The 19,389-nt window shown below is 26.9% G+C and carries 16 protein-coding genes; 11 read left to right on the top strand and 5 right to left on the bottom strand.

From position 1 onward, the window contains the following. Positions 1–64 precede the first annotated feature (64 nt). The 5 genes from EXC57_RS05030 to EXC57_RS05010 are packed head-to-tail and all read left to right on the top strand — an operon-like array spanning position 65 to position 4,024. On the top strand, positions 65–646 hold the full coding sequence (locus tag EXC57_RS05030; protein ID WP_004024615.1) for a YbhB/YbcL family Raf kinase inhibitor-like protein: 582 nt from the start codon (positions 65–67) through the stop codon (positions 644–646). Between the two features lies 1 nt (position 647). Beyond that, entirely contained in the window at positions 648–1,319 is a 672-nt protein-coding gene (locus EXC57_RS05025; protein WP_004024614.1) for a YbhB/YbcL family Raf kinase inhibitor-like protein, read from the top strand. A gap of 2 nt (positions 1,320–1,321) precedes the next feature. Beyond that, on the top strand, positions 1,322–2,152 hold the full coding sequence (locus EXC57_RS05020; protein ID WP_004024613.1) for an aldolase/citrate lyase family protein: 831 nt from the start codon (positions 1,322–1,324) through the stop codon (positions 2,150–2,152). Between the two features lie 2 nt (positions 2,153–2,154). Beyond that, entirely contained in the window at positions 2,155–2,691 is a 537-nt protein-coding gene (locus EXC57_RS05290) for a MaoC/PaaZ C-terminal domain-containing protein (RefSeq protein WP_004024612.1), read from the top strand. Positions 2,692–2,698: 7 nt separating this feature from the next. Continuing rightward, on the top strand, positions 2,699–4,024 hold the full coding sequence (locus EXC57_RS05010; protein ID WP_004024611.1) for an acetyl-CoA hydrolase/transferase family protein: 1,326 nt from the start codon (positions 2,699–2,701) through the stop codon (positions 4,022–4,024). 92 nt (positions 4,025–4,116) lie between these two features. Here the strand turns inward: EXC57_RS05010 and arcC are convergent, their stop codons facing one another. From arcC to EXC57_RS04990, 4 genes are all read right to left on the bottom strand, one after another. After that, complete coding sequence (gene arcC / locus EXC57_RS05005) at positions 4,117–5,043, bottom strand: carbamate kinase (protein ID WP_004024610.1); 927 nt, start codon at positions 5,041–5,043, stop codon at positions 4,117–4,119. Between the two features lies 1 nt (position 5,044). Further along, a complete protein-coding gene (gene argF / locus EXC57_RS05000) occupies positions 5,045–6,070 on the bottom strand; it encodes an ornithine carbamoyltransferase (protein WP_004024609.1) in 1,026 nt (341 codons plus the stop codon). A 31-nt stretch (positions 6,071–6,101) separates the two neighbouring features. Next, on the bottom strand, positions 6,102–7,325 hold the full coding sequence (locus EXC57_RS04995) for an arginine deiminase (RefSeq protein WP_004024608.1): 1,224 nt from the start codon (positions 7,323–7,325) through the stop codon (positions 6,102–6,104). 93 nt (positions 7,326–7,418) lie between these two features. After that, positions 7,419–8,489, bottom strand: coding sequence for an exonuclease domain-containing protein (locus EXC57_RS04990; protein WP_004024607.1), 1,071 nt, complete (start codon positions 8,487–8,489; stop codon positions 7,419–7,421). Between the two features lie 194 nt (positions 8,490–8,683). Here EXC57_RS04990 and EXC57_RS04985 point away from each other — a divergent pair, with 194 nt between their 5' ends. From EXC57_RS04985 to EXC57_RS04965, 5 genes are all read left to right on the top strand, one after another. After that, positions 8,684–10,960 carry a sugar phosphate isomerase family gene (locus EXC57_RS04985; protein WP_129692720.1) on the top strand — a complete coding sequence of 759 codons (2,277 nt, stop codon included), beginning with the start codon at positions 8,684–8,686 and terminating at the stop codon, positions 10,958–10,960. Positions 10,961–11,139: 179 nt separating this feature from the next. Further along, positions 11,140–12,816, top strand: coding sequence for a BMP family ABC transporter substrate-binding protein (locus tag EXC57_RS04980; RefSeq protein WP_004024605.1), 1,677 nt, complete (start codon positions 11,140–11,142; stop codon positions 12,814–12,816). 9 nt (positions 12,817–12,825) lie between these two features. Next, complete coding sequence (locus EXC57_RS04975; RefSeq protein WP_004024604.1) at positions 12,826–14,571, top strand: ABC transporter ATP-binding protein; 1,746 nt, start codon at positions 12,826–12,828, stop codon at positions 14,569–14,571. Positions 14,572–14,573: 2 nt separating this feature from the next. Further along, the gene (locus tag EXC57_RS04970; protein WP_004024603.1) at positions 14,574–15,989 is read left to right on the top strand and encodes an ABC transporter permease; all 1,416 of its coding nucleotides are present in this window, start codon (positions 14,574–14,576) and stop codon (positions 15,987–15,989) included. Between the two features lies 1 nt (position 15,990). After that, positions 15,991–16,929, top strand: coding sequence for an ABC transporter permease (locus EXC57_RS04965; protein WP_004024602.1), 939 nt, complete (start codon positions 15,991–15,993; stop codon positions 16,927–16,929). Positions 16,930–17,125: 196 nt separating this feature from the next. Here EXC57_RS04965 and EXC57_RS04960 read toward each other — a convergent pair whose 3' ends face one another. After that, positions 17,126–18,034, bottom strand: a complete 909-nt coding sequence (locus tag EXC57_RS04960; protein WP_129692719.1) for a hypothetical protein — start codon at positions 18,032–18,034, stop codon at positions 17,126–17,128. A 194-nt stretch (positions 18,035–18,228) separates the two neighbouring features. Between EXC57_RS04960 and EXC57_RS04955 the strand changes: the two genes are divergently transcribed. Then, positions 18,229–19,386, top strand: a complete 1,158-nt coding sequence (locus EXC57_RS04955) for a ribonucleotide-diphosphate reductase subunit beta (protein ID WP_004025021.1) — start codon at positions 18,229–18,231, stop codon at positions 19,384–19,386. The last annotated feature ends 3 nt before the right edge of the window (positions 19,387–19,389 follow it).

Raw genomic sequence — 19,389 nt, 5'->3', positions numbered from 1 at the left:
TACTAATATCCTTATGTTTTATTTTAATTAAATATTAAGTAAAAACATAAGAGGTAATAAAAATATGAATAAGTTAGATAATGCGACTTATAACAACAAAATAAAGTCACAAAGTTTTTTATTAGATTCAAATAAAAACATATGACTAAATAAAAATGCAATTACAAAAGATGATAATGGATTCCATAGTTTTCATCTAGAATGAGAAAAAATGGAATCAGCCAAATCTTATGCAATTATGTTATTAGATTATGAAGCATCTAGAGTTATTGGACAAAACTTTGTTCATTGATCTGCTGCAAACATAAAAAATAATTCAATATCTCATAAAAGCAATATTGTAGATTCTCACCTTATGGTACAAGGAGTTAATAGTACTTGTCCATCACAAACTGATAATAACAAAGGAGTTATTATCGAATGTATTCCTGGAGCTTTTAAATCTCCTCACTTTGAAGCATCAATTGGTTATTTTCCTCCGATGCCGCCAGATAAACCACATTTATACCAAATTAGAATTTATGGTTTAGATGTAGAAAACCTAGATCTAAAAAATGGATTCTTTTTAGGTGATTTATTTAACAAAATGACTGGTCATGTTGTAGGTGTACACACATTAAATTTTTGATCAAATGGGGATAAATAATATGTACGATAAATTAAAAATTGGAAACAGAAAAACTATATTTTCTCCAGCCATTGATTCTAATGGATACCTACAAGATAAATATGGTGCAAATGGTAAATCAAATAATCCAACACAATTTCCTAGTGTTTCATTTGAATTAGAGTGAGAACCAATTATAAATGCGAAATCTTACGCAATAATTTTTGAAGATTTTGATGCTTGTGAAGTTGTTGGTTTTCCATTCATTCATTGAATTGTTGCAAACATTAAAACAAATAAACTAATTGAAAATCAATCTTACAATGATTTTAAAAAATGAGATAAGAAAAGCTTTTATCCAAATGACATATTATGACAAGGTCATAATAGTTCTGTAAATAAAACATTAGTAGCAAATAATAAAGAAAATCAAAATTTATCTGGAATTTTACCTGAAGGATTTACAAGTCAAGAAGATATAAATTCACTAATGTATTTTGGACCATACCCACCAAATAAAGAACATTTATACTCATTAACTGTTTATGGATTGAGTGATGACGTTCAAAATCTTGAGTATATAACTGACTTCCAAAATAATAAAAAAGAAAAAATTAACAAACCTTTTTATGCAGGGGATTTGTTACAAGCAATTAATAATAAAATTGTTGGAAGTCACACAATTTTATTTAAATACAAAAAAGCTGGTTAATAATGGGCTTATCAAATACCTTCATTTTCGTCCCATCTAACAACATTAAATTTTTAAACAAAAGTTTAAATTTAAATGCTAAATGTATTATTTATGACTTAGAAGACAGTGTTTTACAAAAAGACAAAGAAGAAGCTATAAATATCCTTAAAAATTTTCTATTAACCAATTCTAAAAATATTAAATCAGAAATTGCCATCAGATTTAATTTCGAAAACTACCAAAAAGAAATTATTTATTTAATAAAAGACAAAATTCATTTTGATTATGTCATATTACCAAAATTCAATCCCCTAACATCACTAAAAGAAATTAATACATTTTGGGAAATAAATAAAATAAAACAAAAAATTATCTTCATTGTCGAAACAGTAGATGGTTTAAATGCATTATTTAATACAGAAAACACATTTAATTTAAATCTAGTATATGGTTTAATGCTTGGTTCTAATGATTTAGCTTCAGATCTTGGATGTTCAATCGAATCTGAAATAATGAATAAAATAAAACTAGATTTACATTTATATTGCAAATTTAAAAAAATAGAATTTATAGATGCTCCAGATTTCAATATTACAAACAACAATGCTTTAAAAATGTGCTGTCAATACAATAAATTAAATGGAATAAATTTTAAAGCTGCAATACACCCAAACCAAATAGAAATAATAGATAGTTATTATAAAATTGATAAAATGGAATATTTAAAAGCAAAAGAAATAGTAAGTCTTTACAAAGAAAAAGGTGCTTTTAAATTGGACGATCAAATGATAGATAAAGCAAATATTAATAAAGCTTTAGAAATAATTAAAAAATATGAGAATGATAATTAATCATGAGTAAAGATTTTTTTATCAATAGATATAAAAAAGTTGCTGAAAATAGATATAGAGAAACAAGCGGTTTATACTATGAAGACTTTAATGTTGGTGATGTTTTTGAACATCGACCAGGAAGAACCGTTTTAGATGCTGATAATGTTTGATTTACATTGTTAACATTAAACCCACAACAAGTTCATTTTGACAATGAATATGCAAGCAAAACAGAATGAAAAAAACTTTTGGTTGACTCAACTTTCACTTTAGCTTTAGTTACTGGAATGAGTGTTAATACTATTAGTGGAAAAGTTGTAGCTAATTTAGGTTGAGATGAAGTTAGGTTAACTCATCCAGTATTTGCTGGTGATACAATTTATGCTGAATCTACAATCTTATTTAAAAGAGAATCAAAAAGTAGACCAGATCAAGGAATTGTTACCGTATTAACCAAAGGTTTTAACCAAAACAATAAAGAAGTAATAAGTTTTAAAAGAACTGTTCTTGTATACAAAAGACAAGAAAACAAAATTGAAAAATTAACTAATTATTAGTTTTCATATGAAAGATGTTTTTACAATTTATAAAGAAAAACTTACTACTCCTGATATAGCAATAGAATTAATAAAAGATAAAACTAAGTTTGCTTTTCCAATGCACTTTATGCAACCAAGAGCATTGTTTGAAGCAATAGCTAAAAAAGCTAGAAACAATGGATATACAAGACTTGATGCTTATTATTTTTCTTCAAGAGACCATGCAAGAGAAACTATATTATCTTGAGACCTTAACAAAATAATAATTCCACACTCATTTTTTATAAGTGAAACAGAAAGAAAAATTAATGCCCTAAATGACCAAGAAAAGGGTGAAAAAAGAGTTATGTTTCATCCTTGCCACTTTTCACAATCTCCTAAAATATTTACCGAAGTTATTAAACCAGATACTTTTATTACTATGGTTTCACCAATGGATAAGTTTGGATATATGAGTATAGGTCTTTCAAATGATTATGCTAGCTCTCTTTTAAGAACTGCGAAAAATATAATAGTTGAAGTTAATGAAAATGTACCATATACTTTTGGAAGTCAAAACACAATTCATGTATCAGAAGTTTCAGCTATTGTAGAAAATAATATTCCATTATTAGAAGTTAATGATCAAGAACCAAAACCTGAAGAATTAAAAATTGCAGAAACTATTGCGGATTTAATTCCTAATGGAGCAACCATTCAAATGGGTATTGGCGGATTGCCAAACTTAGTTTGTAAAAAATTAGAAAACCATAAAGATTTAGGAATTCATACTGAAGTTTTAACTACAGGTATGATTAAACTAATTAAAGATGGTGTTGTAAATAATTCAAAGAAAAACATAAATACAGGAAAAACAGTATATACCTTTGCAATTGGAAATAAAGAAATGTATGGGTTGTTAGATAAAAATCCATCATTTGAAAGCTACCCTGTAGATTATGTAAATGATGATTATATAATTTCTAAAAATGATAATGTTATAAGTATTAATTCAACTATAGAAATAGATCTTACTGGCGCTTGTAATTCAGAACATTTAAAAGGACATCAATATTCAGCAACAGGAGGCCAAGTTGATTTTGTAAGAGGTGCTTACAAATCAAAAAATGGCAAATCATTTATTGCTTTAACATCAACTGCATCAAATGGAAAATTTTCAAAAATTGTTCCTAAACTTAGTGGCCCAGTAACAACAACAAGAACAGATGTACAATATGTTGTAACAGAATATGGAATTGTTAATCTAAAAGGATTATCAAGTTCTGAAAGAGCATTAGCTCTTATAAATATTGCACACCCTAAATTTAGAGACGAATTATTAAAGGAAGCTAAAAAACTCAACATACTATAATTATTAAATTACTTCGCTAGCAATAGCGAGGTTTTTTTATGTAAATAAAAAACCACTTGTCTATAAATGACAAGTGGTAATAATTAAATTTATTATTTAACTATAATAGTTCCAGATTTTCCTTCAATAGCTAGTTCAGCATTTTTTAAGTCAGCAATAATAGCTTTTTTGTTTTCTCCAGAATTTACAAATTTAACACAAGCTTCAATTTTTGGTAACATACTTCCTTTAGCAAATTGGCCTTCTTGGATGTATGTATCAAGTTCATTAAGACTTACAGTTTCAAGTTTCTTTTGGTTTGGTTTATTTCAGTTAACATAAACATTATCAACAGCTGTAAGAATAACAAACAGATCAGCATCTATTTTTTCAGCAATTTTTGCACATGTAAAGTCTTTATCAATTACTCCATCTACTCCATATACAGTTTCACCATTTTTAACTGTTGGGATTCCACCACCACCACCGGCTACAACAACTACTCCAGCATTAACTAATGCTTTAATAGTATTGATACCTAAAATATCTATTGGTTTTGGACTTGGAACAACAACTCTGTATCCACGACCTGCATCATCAATAATAGTAGAGTTAGGATTGAATTTTTCAGCTTCTTCTTTTGAACTGTAGAATGGACCAACAGGTTTTGTAGGATTGTTAAATGCATCATCATTTTTATCAACATAAGTTAATGTTTCAACATAAACAACTTCTTTTGGAATGTTAAGTTTGTTTAGTTCTGTTTTGATAGCAGTTAACATGTGGTAACCTATATACCCTTGGCTCATACCACCAGCTTCAGCAAAAGGAACTGTTGGAGTTTTTTCATTTGATTTTTTAGCATCTGCAAAAGCATTATATATCATACCAACTTGAGGACCATTACCATGTCCAATTAAAACTGTGTGACCCATAGCTACAAGAGAGGCAACTTTTTGGGCAGGTATTTTAAGTAATTCTTTTTGTTCTTCTGGATTGTTTCCTAAAGCGTTTCCACCTAAAGCAATAACTATTTTCATATTATTTTAATAATTCTTGAATAATAGCTGCAATTGAAGTTCAACGGTTACCAGCTTCCACGAATGAAAGGTTTCATTTTTCATTTTGGAAAACTTCATCAGTAACTTCTATAGCTCCACCAGCAACAGCTGGGTATTTGTTACCATATAATTCAGCAACTTTTTTTCCATATTCAGTGTTGATATCATGGAATGCTGGTAAACAGTGCATGAATTTAACATTCGGAGCAGCCATTTCCATCATAGCTTTATCAACTTGGAAAGAATGCATTTCAGCTAAACGTTTTTCTCATAGGTCAAAAGATTCACCTAATGAAACTCAAACGTCAGTAGCAATTACGTTTGCACCTCTAGCAGCAACTGCTTTATCTTCAGTGAAAGTAATTGATCCACCATTTTTAGCTCATAATTCTTTACAGAATTTTAAGATTTTAGGGTTTAATTGTAATTCATAGTTTCTTGGTCCATACATTACTAAATCCATACCTGTGAAAGCACAAGCGAACATTCATGAGTGTCCCATATTGTTTTTGTAGTCACCAGCAAACACAACTTTTAATCCTTTAAAAGAACCAAATGCTTCTTTAATAGTTTGTAGGTCAGCAATTGTTTGTGTTGGGTGTTCTTGGTCAGATAAACCATTAATTAATGGAATTCTAGAATTCTTTGCATATTCATCAATTTTTTCTTGTCCAAAAGTTCTAAAAAGAGCGATATCATACATTTCTGTAAACACGTTTGCTGTATCAGCAACAGATTCTTTAGAACCCATGTTTGAACCTGTAGGTCCATTATAGAAATATTGCATACCTAAGTAGTTAGCAGCTTTGAAAGTTGCATTAGCTGTTCTTGTTGAGTTTTTTTCAAAAATACCAACAACAGTTTTTCCTACTAAGTTTTGAGGTCTAATACCGTTTTTTTCATTTTCTTTAACTTTTATTGATTGATCAACTAAATGTAAAATTTCTTCAGTTGTAAAATTCATTAATGTGTCAAAGTGACGTGGCGTTTTAATATTTCAAGCCATTATTTTCTCCTAATTTATATTTATATTGAAATTATTTTTTTAATTCTTCTCTATATAGAGGCATAGTCATACATCTAGCAGAACCCATACCTAGTGATAATTGATCACCATTTCAAGATAGAACTTTAATTCCAGCTTCTTTTAAAGCTTCATTTGTTTTTTTGTTTCTGTCATATCCTATTACAACACCAGGAGCTACTGCTATAAAGTTAGTAGCATCAAAGTGAGTTTCGATATCTATTTCAAATTGCATAGCATCTTTACCAGCAACTGGAACAGTGATAGCTTTTTTACCAATGATAGTAGATAAGAAGTGATCTAAAGAATCTCTAATTTCTTTTCATTTTAAACTCTTGTCTGATAAATCAATTTCTCAGATTTTTAATACACCCATCATGTTTGGTGAGTATAAGAATTTGTCTGTATCTAACATTGTTAATCAAGTATCTAAGTGCATTAAGTTACTCATTTTAGGAACATTTATTGCATATATTTTTTCAAAGCTCATATTTGAGTTATTTTGTACAGCTTTAGCTAAAGCTTTAATAGCACCTTTTTCTGTTCTTTCAGAAACACCAACAACTAGTGTTTTATTATTGTAGATAAATACATCTCCACCTTCTAAGCTGAATTTGTCTTCTCTTTCATAGTATTTTTGAGTTGACTTATATTCAGGGTGATTTGAGAATATAAAATCTGCAAATATAGTTTCTCTTCTTCTTGTTGGTCTAAACATACGGTGAAGAGTTATACCGTTTCCAACAGATGCAAATGGGTCTCTTGTAAAGTATAAGTTTGGCATTGGATCAACGATTAGTTCAACATCAGATTTAACACCAATTTCAGATGCTAATACCCCTGACATCATTTTTCTAATCATTTCTTTTGGATCTTTTTCCAATGACTTTAACAGAGAGTAAACTTTGTTTCTATTTTCATCTGTTAATTTAGGAAGAGATTCATCCAATCATTTTTGGATGAAATTTTCTTTAGCTTGTGATTCAGCTACATCGTAAGTTTCAGCTGTTAAATCAACTAGTTGGACTACTTCAACACCTTGACTTTCAAGTATCTTGATAAATTCTTTGTGTTCTTCCCTAGCTCGGACTGGATCAAGTATTGCACTAAACAATAATTCATCTAATCTTTGCGGCGTAACATACTCAATTTCTTTTCCAGGAGTATGTACTAGGACTCTTTTTAAGTTTCCAATTTCGCTAAAAACATTAATTTTTTTTGGAATATTATTTCCCATAATTTAAACCTCCATTTTTTCTTCCTACAATTTATATTGTAAATCTAATACAAATTTTTTTTAAAATATTAGAGGAATAAATAATAAAAAAAACTAATTGTTTTCCAAATAACGATAAACCAATCAGTTTTTTATTAAATCCAAGTTTTGTGAGTACTTATATTCATCAAAATTTATCTTGTTAAACAAGTGTTCAAAACCACTTGAATAACTTAATTTACATATAGGATAAACCTTAATATATTTTGAACATAAGTTATGAAGTCTAATTAATTCATGATATTTATTATCATTAATTATTATCTTTTTATTTCTAGTTGATATGATGTATTGTTTTAATACACTTCCAAGTTTTTCAATGTAATCATCATAGTCAAAAAACCTATTGTCATAATCATAAAAAAAATCCCAATTTCTTTTCAATGTATTATTTTGTATTTCTATTAATGAAAGACCTGACAACATTCTTTCATTAATGAAATCTGGACTCTTTTTTATTTTTTTAAAATTAATGTTCAAAAATACAAATCCATTAATATTTATTTTATTATCAATAGTTTTTGAACTCTGATTGCTTTTGTTTTGTTTCAAGCTTGTTTCTGTTACATAACTTAACTTATATTTGAAAATAATGTTTCAAATATCTGACTTTGGCATTTCTTTTCACTTAAAAAAAATGTTGTATAAAATTCTTGCATCATACAAACCATCATGAAGTTTATTTTCTTCATATTCAACACCTAAAAGCCTAGCTAATCCTGTAAGAGATATTGGATTTTTAGAATATGAAATTTTTTTTCATTCTTCTTGTAAATCAATAAAAGTTACATTAAGTTTTTTCTTAAGTAATTTCTTAGATAAAAAATTTAAAAAGTCATAATCAAAAGAACCATAACTTACTAAAATGCAACCATCTAATATGTTATATATATCCTTTAAAGATCTAATATTATCTTGAGCATTTTTAATATTCTCAAGGTTATTTGCAAGCATTGATTTTATTCTTTCAGTCAATTTACATTTAGGATTTGAAAATATATTATATTCTTCAATAGATTGATCTTGTTTAACTTTAATAGCACCAAATTGAACAAGTCTTTTTGGTTTCATGTTTGCTTCTATATCTACAAATACTAAATCTTTATCTTTAGGATAACTAAACATATCAATTCCTCATTTTTTAATAATTAATTCTTGCAATTTTATAAGTTTTGTTACTTTATATATAGTACTCCAAAACAAACAAATTTTTAACTATTGTTATATAAGTGATTATAGATAATACATTCATATTATAATATATTAGATAAATTATACTTTTTATTTAATTTATGGATAAGTAAATACGAGGAATCAAAATGGCAGTAGTTATAAAAAGTTGTAAAAATATTAAACAATTAAATAAAAAAATAATAAAAGATATTAAAAAAATTCTTAGTGATAAACCAAGTTCTAGAATTGGTTTTTATTGGGATGAATCTTTATCTGAAATTTTTAATGCTTTAGTTAAAACAAAAAAAATTCAATGATTTAGTTCAAGAATTGTACCAATTGTTGAATATAAAGATGATCAAACACTTATGTTTGAAGATATTTTAAAAAACCATTTTATAGATAAGATTGATATATCACAAGGAAACTATGCATCATTAAAAGATAGAATAAATAAATTAAGTGATAATGGCAACTTAAATGACTTGTATAAATTTAGTGATGGTTTAGATCTAGTTATATTTGGCATTGATAAAAGAGGTAATTTCTTATTCAATGATTTTGAATCTAAAATTGATTACATCAATTATGCAAACAATGGTAACCAATTGATTTCTCCAGGTATTAAATCCATAATGCTTGCTAAACAAATAATATGTATTGTAATTGACGAGGAAGCTGATAACATTGTAAGGATTATTAATGATAAGAAAATTGATAAAGATGACATTATCACTTTATTAAATTTCCACAACAACATAACTTTATTTACAACTAATAACATTATTAAGAAAAAAGAAATAAATAAAGAAGGGTTAAGTGAAGAATATACTCCACTATATGAAGAATTATTTAGCGAAACTGAATCAAATGAATCAGATAATAACTTTAAATTTAGTAATGATTTATTAGACGATAAAGTTGATGACTCTACTATTGATGAAGAACTAAATGATGAAGATGAAACAGAGTCTTCTATTGAAGAAACAGAAATCAAAGAAGAAAAAGAAGATTTATTAGATCATCTTGATGATTTAGTAAAAGATGAAGAACCAACACAAGAAGAACTTGAAGCAATTGAAAACGAATTAAACAATGATGATGTAGAAATAATTAATAGTGATTCTGATGAATATGATTCTTTATCTTTAAGTGATGTAGATGTTATAGAAACTGAAATTAAAGATGATATTGAAGATGAAACAATCCAAGTTGATGAAGTGGAAATAGAAGAAGAAAGAACAACTGATGAAGAATTTGAAGATGATTTAAGTCATTTAAAAGATTCTTTAGAACAAGATGATGATTTTGGTGTAGAAGAATTAGAAACAATCGACACAGTTGAAATTCCACAAGAAATTAAAAGCAACGCTTTAAATGAAGAAGATCTTGAAATATTAAGATTAAAAGAAGTACAAAGAATATTAGAAGAAGAATTGAAAAATCTTGAAGAAAGCACACAAGAATTTAAAAAGATTCATCAAAACCTTAACAACTATATTGATAAATCAAACAACATTGAACCAAAATATGAAAAACAAGATGAAGTAGTTATTCTTGATGAAATCAAAGACAATTCTTTAAATAAAGAATATATTGTAGAAGAAAAACATATAAAACAAGAAACAAACACTAATAAAGAAAAAGATTTATTAATAGATGAAATTGTAATAACTGAAAAAGATATCAATATAAATCCACCAGTTGAAACTGTAACAATAATTAAAGAAGATGATAAACCTCTTGAAATTATTGATGAAACTAAACCAGATAACCAATCACAAACTTATATTGATAAAAATAAATCTGAACAAATTAATCAAATTCAATCTATTATTGATAATCAAAAAGAACTTGAAAAATTATATGATTTAACATATCAACCAAGAACTATAAAAAGAGATTATGTTATTACTAATCCAAAAACAAAAGAACAAATTCAAAGAATCATTGATATTAAAGAAGATGCTTTAAGAATGATTGAACAACTAATAATAAAAAATAGATTAGATCAAAAAACATTAACAGAAAAAGATTTACCAAACACTCAAAGTGAATTTTATAAAGTTAAATATATTCCAGGTAACAGACCAACACCAATGTTAATGTTATATAACGAACCAAACGAACAAGTTTATAGTGCAAATGTTAAAAGAATGATTGATACATACAAAATATTAATTAATAATAAATCATTCAATAGTTCTAATAAACATTTCTGAAATATTGGTTCATATGTTTCATTTAATGAGCAAACAAATGAAGTTGATTTAATTGCTTTTGAACATTTTGATACATTAATCTTCTTGTTAAGAACTATAAACAGACCACTTTATTTCTTTGTTAAAAAAGAAACAGCAGCTATTCTAACAGTTCTAGCAAGCAAGTTTAATAATGAATTATTAGTATTAAAAATGAGCTAATATTACTATAATCTATAGCATTATAAGTGCTATAGATTTTTATTTTTATCATTTTTTTAAAAACAAAAAGCTTGCAGATTACTATAAAATTTTAATAAATATTAATTAATTTTTTTATATCGCCTTTTCGATTTTTGTTATATTCTTGTTGAATAAAAATTGTTTTTTGAGGATATTGAATGAAAAAATTAATGCTTAAATCTTCTATTTTGATTACTGCAAGTGTGCTACCTATTGCCACTTTAGCAAGTTGTTCAATACAATATTATGATTACTTTGCTGAAATTGTAGTTTCAGACAATACTTCCGTGTTGGCAGACAACTCATTTAGTCAAACAACTTATGAAGGTTATAAACAATTTATGGCTGAAGAAAAAGTTACTATTCCTAAACTAAATAATAATAATGGTGGAACAGAAAGTGGTGGAAAAACTTCTAGCGGTTCATCAGGAAATGGAACTGATAATTCTAATGGAACAGAAACTTACACAAAAGATGTTTATACTTTGCCAGATGCAGATAAAGTTGCACAATCAACAGGTCTTTGAAGAAGACCGGGAGCAACTGTTGCTGAAAGAGTTTCTACATTTAAAGGATCTTTTGTTAGTGGTAAAGATGTAATGATTGTTCCAGGGTTTAACCATGAAAAATCTTTAAAACAAATTGCATTGGATAAAGACTTTAGTGATAAAGGTTTTGTATGAATGGATGGTGTTATTTCAGAATATAAAAAAGACAATGGTGAACCTAGTTATCACAATGTATCATCTTTTTCTTTTAGAGCTGAACAATCAGCATTCTTAACAGGAATTGCTGCATGTGTATTCTTAAATATAAATAAAGATGTTTTTAATGGTGATGGAGGATTAAAGGTTGGAGGATTTGTTGGTTTACCATTAGTTTCAACATTAGACTTTTTAGCAGGATTCCAAGCAGGTGTGTTTGCTTTTAATGCAAGTTTAAAAAATGGAGTTAGTTCTTCACAAATGAATAGTGCAGAAAATGGTGATGATCAAAAAGCAAACCCTAATAATAGTAATAATGGAAAAAACTGAGAAAAGGTAGAGTTTATAGATTTGGGTAGCAATATTAGCAACTGAGCAACTGGTTCATTTGGAGTTGGTGATGGTATGCAAATTTCAAGAACTTTAGTTAATAAAGGTGCTGATATGATAATGGCTATTGCAGGTCCGCAAACTTTAGATGTAATTTCTGTTGCTGAAACTTCTAGTAGGCCAGTAGCTGTGTTAGGTGTAGACTCTGCACAAGAAGAACAAAACATAAATAAACCTTTCACTACATTAGGAGACAAAAAATTAAAAAATGCGAAGGGTGAAGAAATTAATGACCCAAAATTTATTCAATTCTCTGCAATAAAAAAATTGGATAGTGCTACAAAACAAGTTCTTGGAGCAATTTTTAATAAGAATGATCCCAATAATGCAAAGTACACAGGTAGTTCTTTTGTAAAAGGTTTTGGTTTTCAAAATATTGGAAGTATAGATAATGACACTGTTGGTGTTTCAAATGCTGGATTACCATATCTATACAAATTCTCAAAAGATTGATTTAAGAATGGAACTAATACAGAAAAGACAAATTCAGAAGAAACAATTCCAAATGATTTAAAACTAGACCCAAACATAGTTAAAAAAAATAAAGAATATGAAAAACTTCAAAAAGACAGAAGTGTTAAGTACCTAAATGATTCCAGTGGAGATAATAAATACTATAGCGAAGGTTGAACTAAACTTCCTAATAATACTGGTGAATTTATTGCACTACCAGAACAATTATCATATGCAATCGGAGCATCACATCTAGATGGTTCTAAATGAAAATTAAAATTAAGATAGGTAAAAATAGTGAATACAGAAAATAAAAAAATAGCAGTTAAATTAGAAAATATTAGCAAGTCATTTTTAGATGGAAAAGTAAAAGCTAACCAAAATATTAATATTGATGTTTTACATAATGAAGTTCATGCTCTAATTGGTGAAAATGGGGCTGGTAAATCTACACTAATGTCTATCTTGTTTGGTATATATGAACAGGACGAAGGAAACATATATATTAATGGCGAAAAGGTAAGATTCCAATCAGCTAAAGATGCTCAAAGGTACAAAATAGGTATGGTTCATCAACACTTTAAACTTGTTGATAATTATTCAGTGTTACAAAATGTAATACTTGGTAGTGAACCAGTTATTTCTAAATCATTTACTTTTATAAATAAAAAACAAGCAATTAAAAAATTGAATGAATTAATCAAAAAATATAATTTTAATTTAAATATTTATGATAAAGTTCAAAATTTAACAGTTGGACAACAACAAAAAGTTGAAATATTAAAACTATTATATAGAGATTCAGATATATTAATTTTTGATGAACCAACTGCAGTTCTTTCAGATGATGAAATTAAATCATTCTTAGACATGATTAAAGATTTCAAAAGTTCTGGAAAAACAATAATCATCATTACCCATAAACTAAATGAAATTAAAGAAGTTGCTGATAATTGTACAGTAATAAGACATGGTAAAGTTGTTGATAAATTTTTAACTAAAGATACAACCATTGAAAAAATGGCTGAAGCAATGGTTGGTAGAAGTTTAAAAAATATTTCTAATCAATCATCAATTAATTTTGAAAATAATGAAACAATAGTAGAAATAAAAAATCTACCTTTAGCATTGATGTCTAACCCATCTGTAAAATTCTCTAAAAATAAAATTATTAGTGATCTTTATGCAAAAATAAGAATTTCAGAAAGAATTAACAAAATAAAAGAATGATGATACAAATTATTGGTTGGTATGAAATTTGATAAATTCATGTATCTTAAAAAACCAGAAGAATTAGATTTCACATTACCAACAATAAATTTAAAAATTAGAGCTGGTGAGATATTGGCTATTGCTGGAGTTGAAGGTAATGGACAATCACAATTAGTTGAATATGTATCAGGATTAAGAAAGAGTCCTGAAAATACAATAGTCTATAACAATAAAGATTCAAGTTTTAAATCAATTAAATGAAGATACAAATTTGGTGGTTTATCTTTTGTACCAGAAGATAGACACAAACATGGTTTATTTTTGGATGATTCTGTAATGTTTAATTCAGTATCTAACCAAATGTATGATAAGAGTTATAACAATTATGGTTTTATTGCTACTAACTCAATAAAAAACCATGCATTAAATGTTATTAATGAATTTGACGTAAGAGGTGTTGGTTCTATAGATGATAGTGTTAGAGGTTTATCTGGTGGTAATCAACAAAAACTAATCATTGGAAGAGAAATTAACAAAAACTCAAAATTTATTATATTCACTCAACCAACAAGAGGTTTAGATGTTGGTGCTATTGAATATATTCATTCAAGAATCTTACAAGCAAAAGAAGAAGGAAAAGCTATATTACTTGTATCTTATGAATTAGATGAAATATTAGCACTAGCAGATACTATAGCTGTAATGAGTAAAAATCAAATTGTAGGAATTGGTCCTAGAAAAGAAATGACAAGAAATAAAATTGGTCTATTAATGGCACATGGTGGATCAAAAAATACAGATCAAGATAACAAAGAAGGAGTGGTGTCTTAATTATGAATAGTAATTTTATGATTAATTTCAAGACATATAAAGATAGCTTTATTTACTCTAAGAAAAATAGGGCAAACTTTAAGTCAATATTATTTGTAATTCTATTTATTTTAATCTCATTCCTTGTTTCTTTAATAATTCTTTCTATATTACAATATGATTTTGTTAGAGCGATAAAGCACATATTCACAATCCCTTTTAACGACTCTGTTTCTAAAGACTTTGCAGTACAAATAGCAACATATGGAATGGCATCCTTAGCATTCTTATTTGCATATAAAACCGGTTTATTTAATATTGGTGTTACAGGTCAAATGTTAGGAGCTGGTTTAGCAATTGTTGGTGTAGGAGTTCAAGTTGGAGAAAATGTTGGACAAGGTGCTGTTGTATTAACTTTAATTATTGCAATATTAACAGGTGCATTTGTTTCATTAATTTCTGGCGCTTTAAAAGTTTTATTTAATATCCACGAAGTTGTTAGTGGAATTATGATTAACTGAATTATATTCTTCTTATCTAAATATTTAATGGGTTCAGGTGGAGATTTATATAACGATGGTTTAATTTCTAAAGAAATTCCACAAGGTATGAGTATTTATGATCCAACAGTAAGTTCTAGTTTTGTTGGAGCTATAATAATATTCTTTGTTTGTACAGCATTAGTATGATTTGTTTTAAAATACACAGTTTTTGGTAAAAAAATTAAATCAGTTGGTTTATCAAAAGATGCAAGTATTTATTCTGGTTATAATGCGAAATTATTACAATTAAGTTCATTTGCAATATCTGGTGCAATTGCTGGGTTATTAGCTGTAATTGTATATGCTGGTTCTGGTGATAGAGCAATACCATTCCCACAATCAGATAACTTGCCACAATATGGATTTGATGGAATTGCAATTTCACTTATTTCATTTAGTAATCCAATAGCATTGATACCAGTATCAGTGTTCTTATCAATTATCAAAACAAGTAGTGCTGCTGCACCTCCATTCCCAAACTCATTTGGAGACTTACTATTAGGTATTATTATGTATGGTGTTGCTATCTTTGTATTAGTTTATAGATACAAACCAATTGCATGAATTAAAAAGAAATTGGGTAAAAATCCAAAACATAAAAACAATTTCTTTGTGAATAAATATACAGACACCCATAAAGAATATTTAAATAGTGTTGAGAAATTATTATCAAATAGAAATATTGAGTTGTTCTTAAAAAACAAAGAAATAGATAAGAATACTTCACTAATTGAAAAAATTAAGAAAAGAAAAGTTAATTCTATAGAAGTTAATAAAAACTATCTTGCAGAAAAAGAAAAACTTGATCAAAGTAAAATAACCTTGTTTAAATCATTCAAAATGAATGTTCAAATAGAAAATCCAGAAAACAAAGTTGAATTAACAGGAGGAGAATAATATGTTTGATTTTGCACAATTGTTTGACATAGCATTATTATTTTTCGCTGTTTTATCACTAGGATCTTTATCAGGTTTTTTTAGTGAAAGAGCTGGAATTGTAAATATTGGAATTAATGGAATGATGATTTTTGGAGCATTATTCTACACAATATTTGGTGGATTAATGAATGGTGGATCATTGGGAAATAATCTTGGAGGGAATGCTGGTAATTGAACCTTCTTTATTGCAATGATATTAGCATCATTATGTACTATTGTTGTTGGGTTGCTTTTTGGTTATTCAACAATAAAATTAAAAGCTGATCATATTATCGCTGGTACTGCTATTAATATCTTTGGTGCAGCAATTGGAATGTTTTTAACTAATTCATTAGGTAAAACACTTACTGGAAATGATCAACTAACTAATCCATATAAAGAATTTTGAAAAATAGGAGATGGTTTCTTCTTTGGTTCATCATTATTAATATTCTTTGTAGTTTTAGCTTTAATAGTTGCTTTGTATGTTGTTATTAAATTTACTAAATTTGGTTTAAGATTTGTTTCTATTGGTGAAAATCCAAATGCTGCTGATTCACAAGGTATTAATGTAGTTAAATATCAATGAATTGGAATCATAATTGCCTCTATGTTGGCAGGTCTTGGTGGTGCAATATTTATGTTTACAAGTACTAGTTTTAATGGTGATGTAAACGGTATTGGTTTCTTAGCTTTAGCTATCATGATTACTGGTTCATGAAGAATACCACTTATTACTATTGTTTCTATATTATTTTCTTTATTAGTTGGATTCTCTAAAATCGGAATACAAAATGTTAACAGCGACGTCCTTAAAATAATTCCATATGCAGCATCTCTTGTTGCTCTTGTGTTATTTTCTAAAAAAATTAGAGGACCAAAATTTGCTGGGCAACATTTTGATAAATCTAGAAGATAATCAAAAATAATTTATATTAATCAAGCATTTAACTTTTTTAGTTAAATGCTTTTTTAATTTGTATTAAATTTATTTTGCGTAAGTTTAATATTTTATAAATAAAAGTTTTATTTTTCAAAAATTAAAAACACCACAACATGATTTGTTTACGTTTGTGGTGTTTTGTGTTTTTAAAAGTAAAGTATAAATATTTAAACTAAATGTTTTTGTTATTTCTAAAAGAAATTTTAATTGTTTTAGAAAAAGAACTTTTTTCATTATTTGTGTTATCTGGAGAATTAGAATTAAGCTTAATAATTCTTGTTTTTGCTAATGATTTTCTTTTTTTGTTAACTTCTTCACGATCTCTTCTTTTTAATATATAATTTATTTCTCTTAATTCTTTATTTAAAGAATGTTTTGATAAAAACCCTTTATATTGATTATCAATATCATTTGTTTTTTCAATGTTTCTTATAACTTGAGTACGTAATGGTTGATCTACATTTTTTTTATTTAAATCATTGTTTCTTTCAATAGCAAAATTAATTTTTTGTATGTTTTCATTTTGTTTAATTTGTGAAATCGTAAAATTTTTATTATCACTTGTTGTAACTTTTAAAGTTCTACTTGAATCAAATTTGGGTAAATTTGCACTATCAGAAAAAGATTTGAACTCTTGAACATTATTGTTAATATCACTTTTAGTTATCTTTTCTTCCATTGGTTCTATAATATCAACATCAAAATTATTCTTTTTCCTTGGTGTTGATTTATTAATTAAAGATAAAAAGTCTATATTGCTACTGTCTTTTAGTGGCTGCATTTCAGGAATTTTAACTTCATCGCTAAGTAATTCTTTTGGTATTCATAAGTCATCTTCTTGTATGTCATCATAATTATTATTAATATTATTACCTGCCACATTTTGAATATGAATCTCACTTTTTTGGGATGGTGGTGAAATCATCAATTTGTTATTTGCTTTTTCTATTATTTTTTTTATTCTATTTTCAAATTGAACAACTTCGTTTTGTAATTCTAAAACAACTTGTTTAAGTCCATCATCAACATTAGCATTATTTTTAAGTTTTTCAATTTCTGCTTTTAGTTTGCTATCAGCCATATTTTTCCTTAGTTTAAGAATATGAATATTATACCATTATGAAACACTATCTCTTGAAAACAAAAATATTAATGATTTGGAACCAAATGATAAATAATTTATTAAATTTAAAAAAAATTAATCTCTTACACCTTATTTTTATGTTAGATTAATTAAACGTGGTTTACCACGATATTAAAATTAGGAGGAATATTATGAATGACGTGAAAAAAAATGATGATTTTAAAAAAATAGTTGACCTTGATAAAGAAGTTCAACTTAAAGACATAAAGATATTTTTGGGTGAATATAATGGTTTCCAAAGATATGATGTTTACAAACACCCGTTTGCAAAAATCATAGAAAGATCAATGAGACAAGCTTTCTGAACACCTGAAGAAATTAGTATGATTACTGATAGAGAAAATTTTAAAGAATTACCAGATCATATTAAAGAAGTAATTATTAATAATTTATTATTTCAAACATTTATGGATAGTGTACAAAATAGAGGACTAGATAGTTGTATGTCAGCTGTTGTTACATCAAGTGAATGAGAAGCAGTATTTAAATCACAAGCTTATTTTGAATTAATCCACTCGCTTTCTTACTCTCATATTTTGAGAGAAATGTTTCCATCAAATGCAACTGAAATATTTGATAGAATTTACAAAATACCACAAATTAAAAACAGAACAGATAAAGAAATTGAAGCTTATTCATTAATTCAAGCTTATATAGAAGGTAAAGTTAAATTAACTGATGAAGAATTTAAGAAAAAAGTTTTAATACTTTTAGTTCACATTTTCTTTCTGGAAGGTTTAAAATTTTACATTTCTTTTATGGTAACTTATATGATTAATAATGCTTATCAAGATGCAATTCCTGGGGTTACAAAAATTATTAAATTAATTAACTTTGATGAAGATATGCATGTTGCTGTTGTTGGTGGTTTAATTAACATTTTAAAGAAAGTTCCAGAAGAAGGATTTACTCATTTATTTAAAGAAAAATGATTTGAAGAAGAAACATACAAAATTGTTGAATTTATTGTTCAAGATGAACTTAAATGAGGGGATTACTTATTAAGTTTTGGACCTATTCCATCACTAACTAAAGAAGTATTTAAAAACTTCATGGAATATTATGCAAATGATAGATTAAGAAGAATTGGTCTTGAACCATTATATAAAGATTGTAAAAAATCTGATATAGTTGATTGATTCAATACATATAAAGATATCAATAAAGATAACACAGCTCAACAAGAAGCTACAGCTTTAAACTACAACATAGGTACTATGGAAATGGACTATGGTGATAAAGACCTTGAAAAATTATTAAAAGAATTATTTATTAGAGAAGCGAGATAATCA

This window comes from Malacoplasma iowae (assembly GCF_900660615.1).
In the GTDB taxonomy this organism is placed as follows: domain Bacteria; phylum Bacillota_I; class Bacilli_A; order Mycoplasmatales; family Mycoplasmoidaceae; genus Malacoplasma; species Malacoplasma iowae.
Note: the sequence above shows the minus strand (reverse complement) of the source record. Positions and strands in the feature narration are given on the sequence as shown.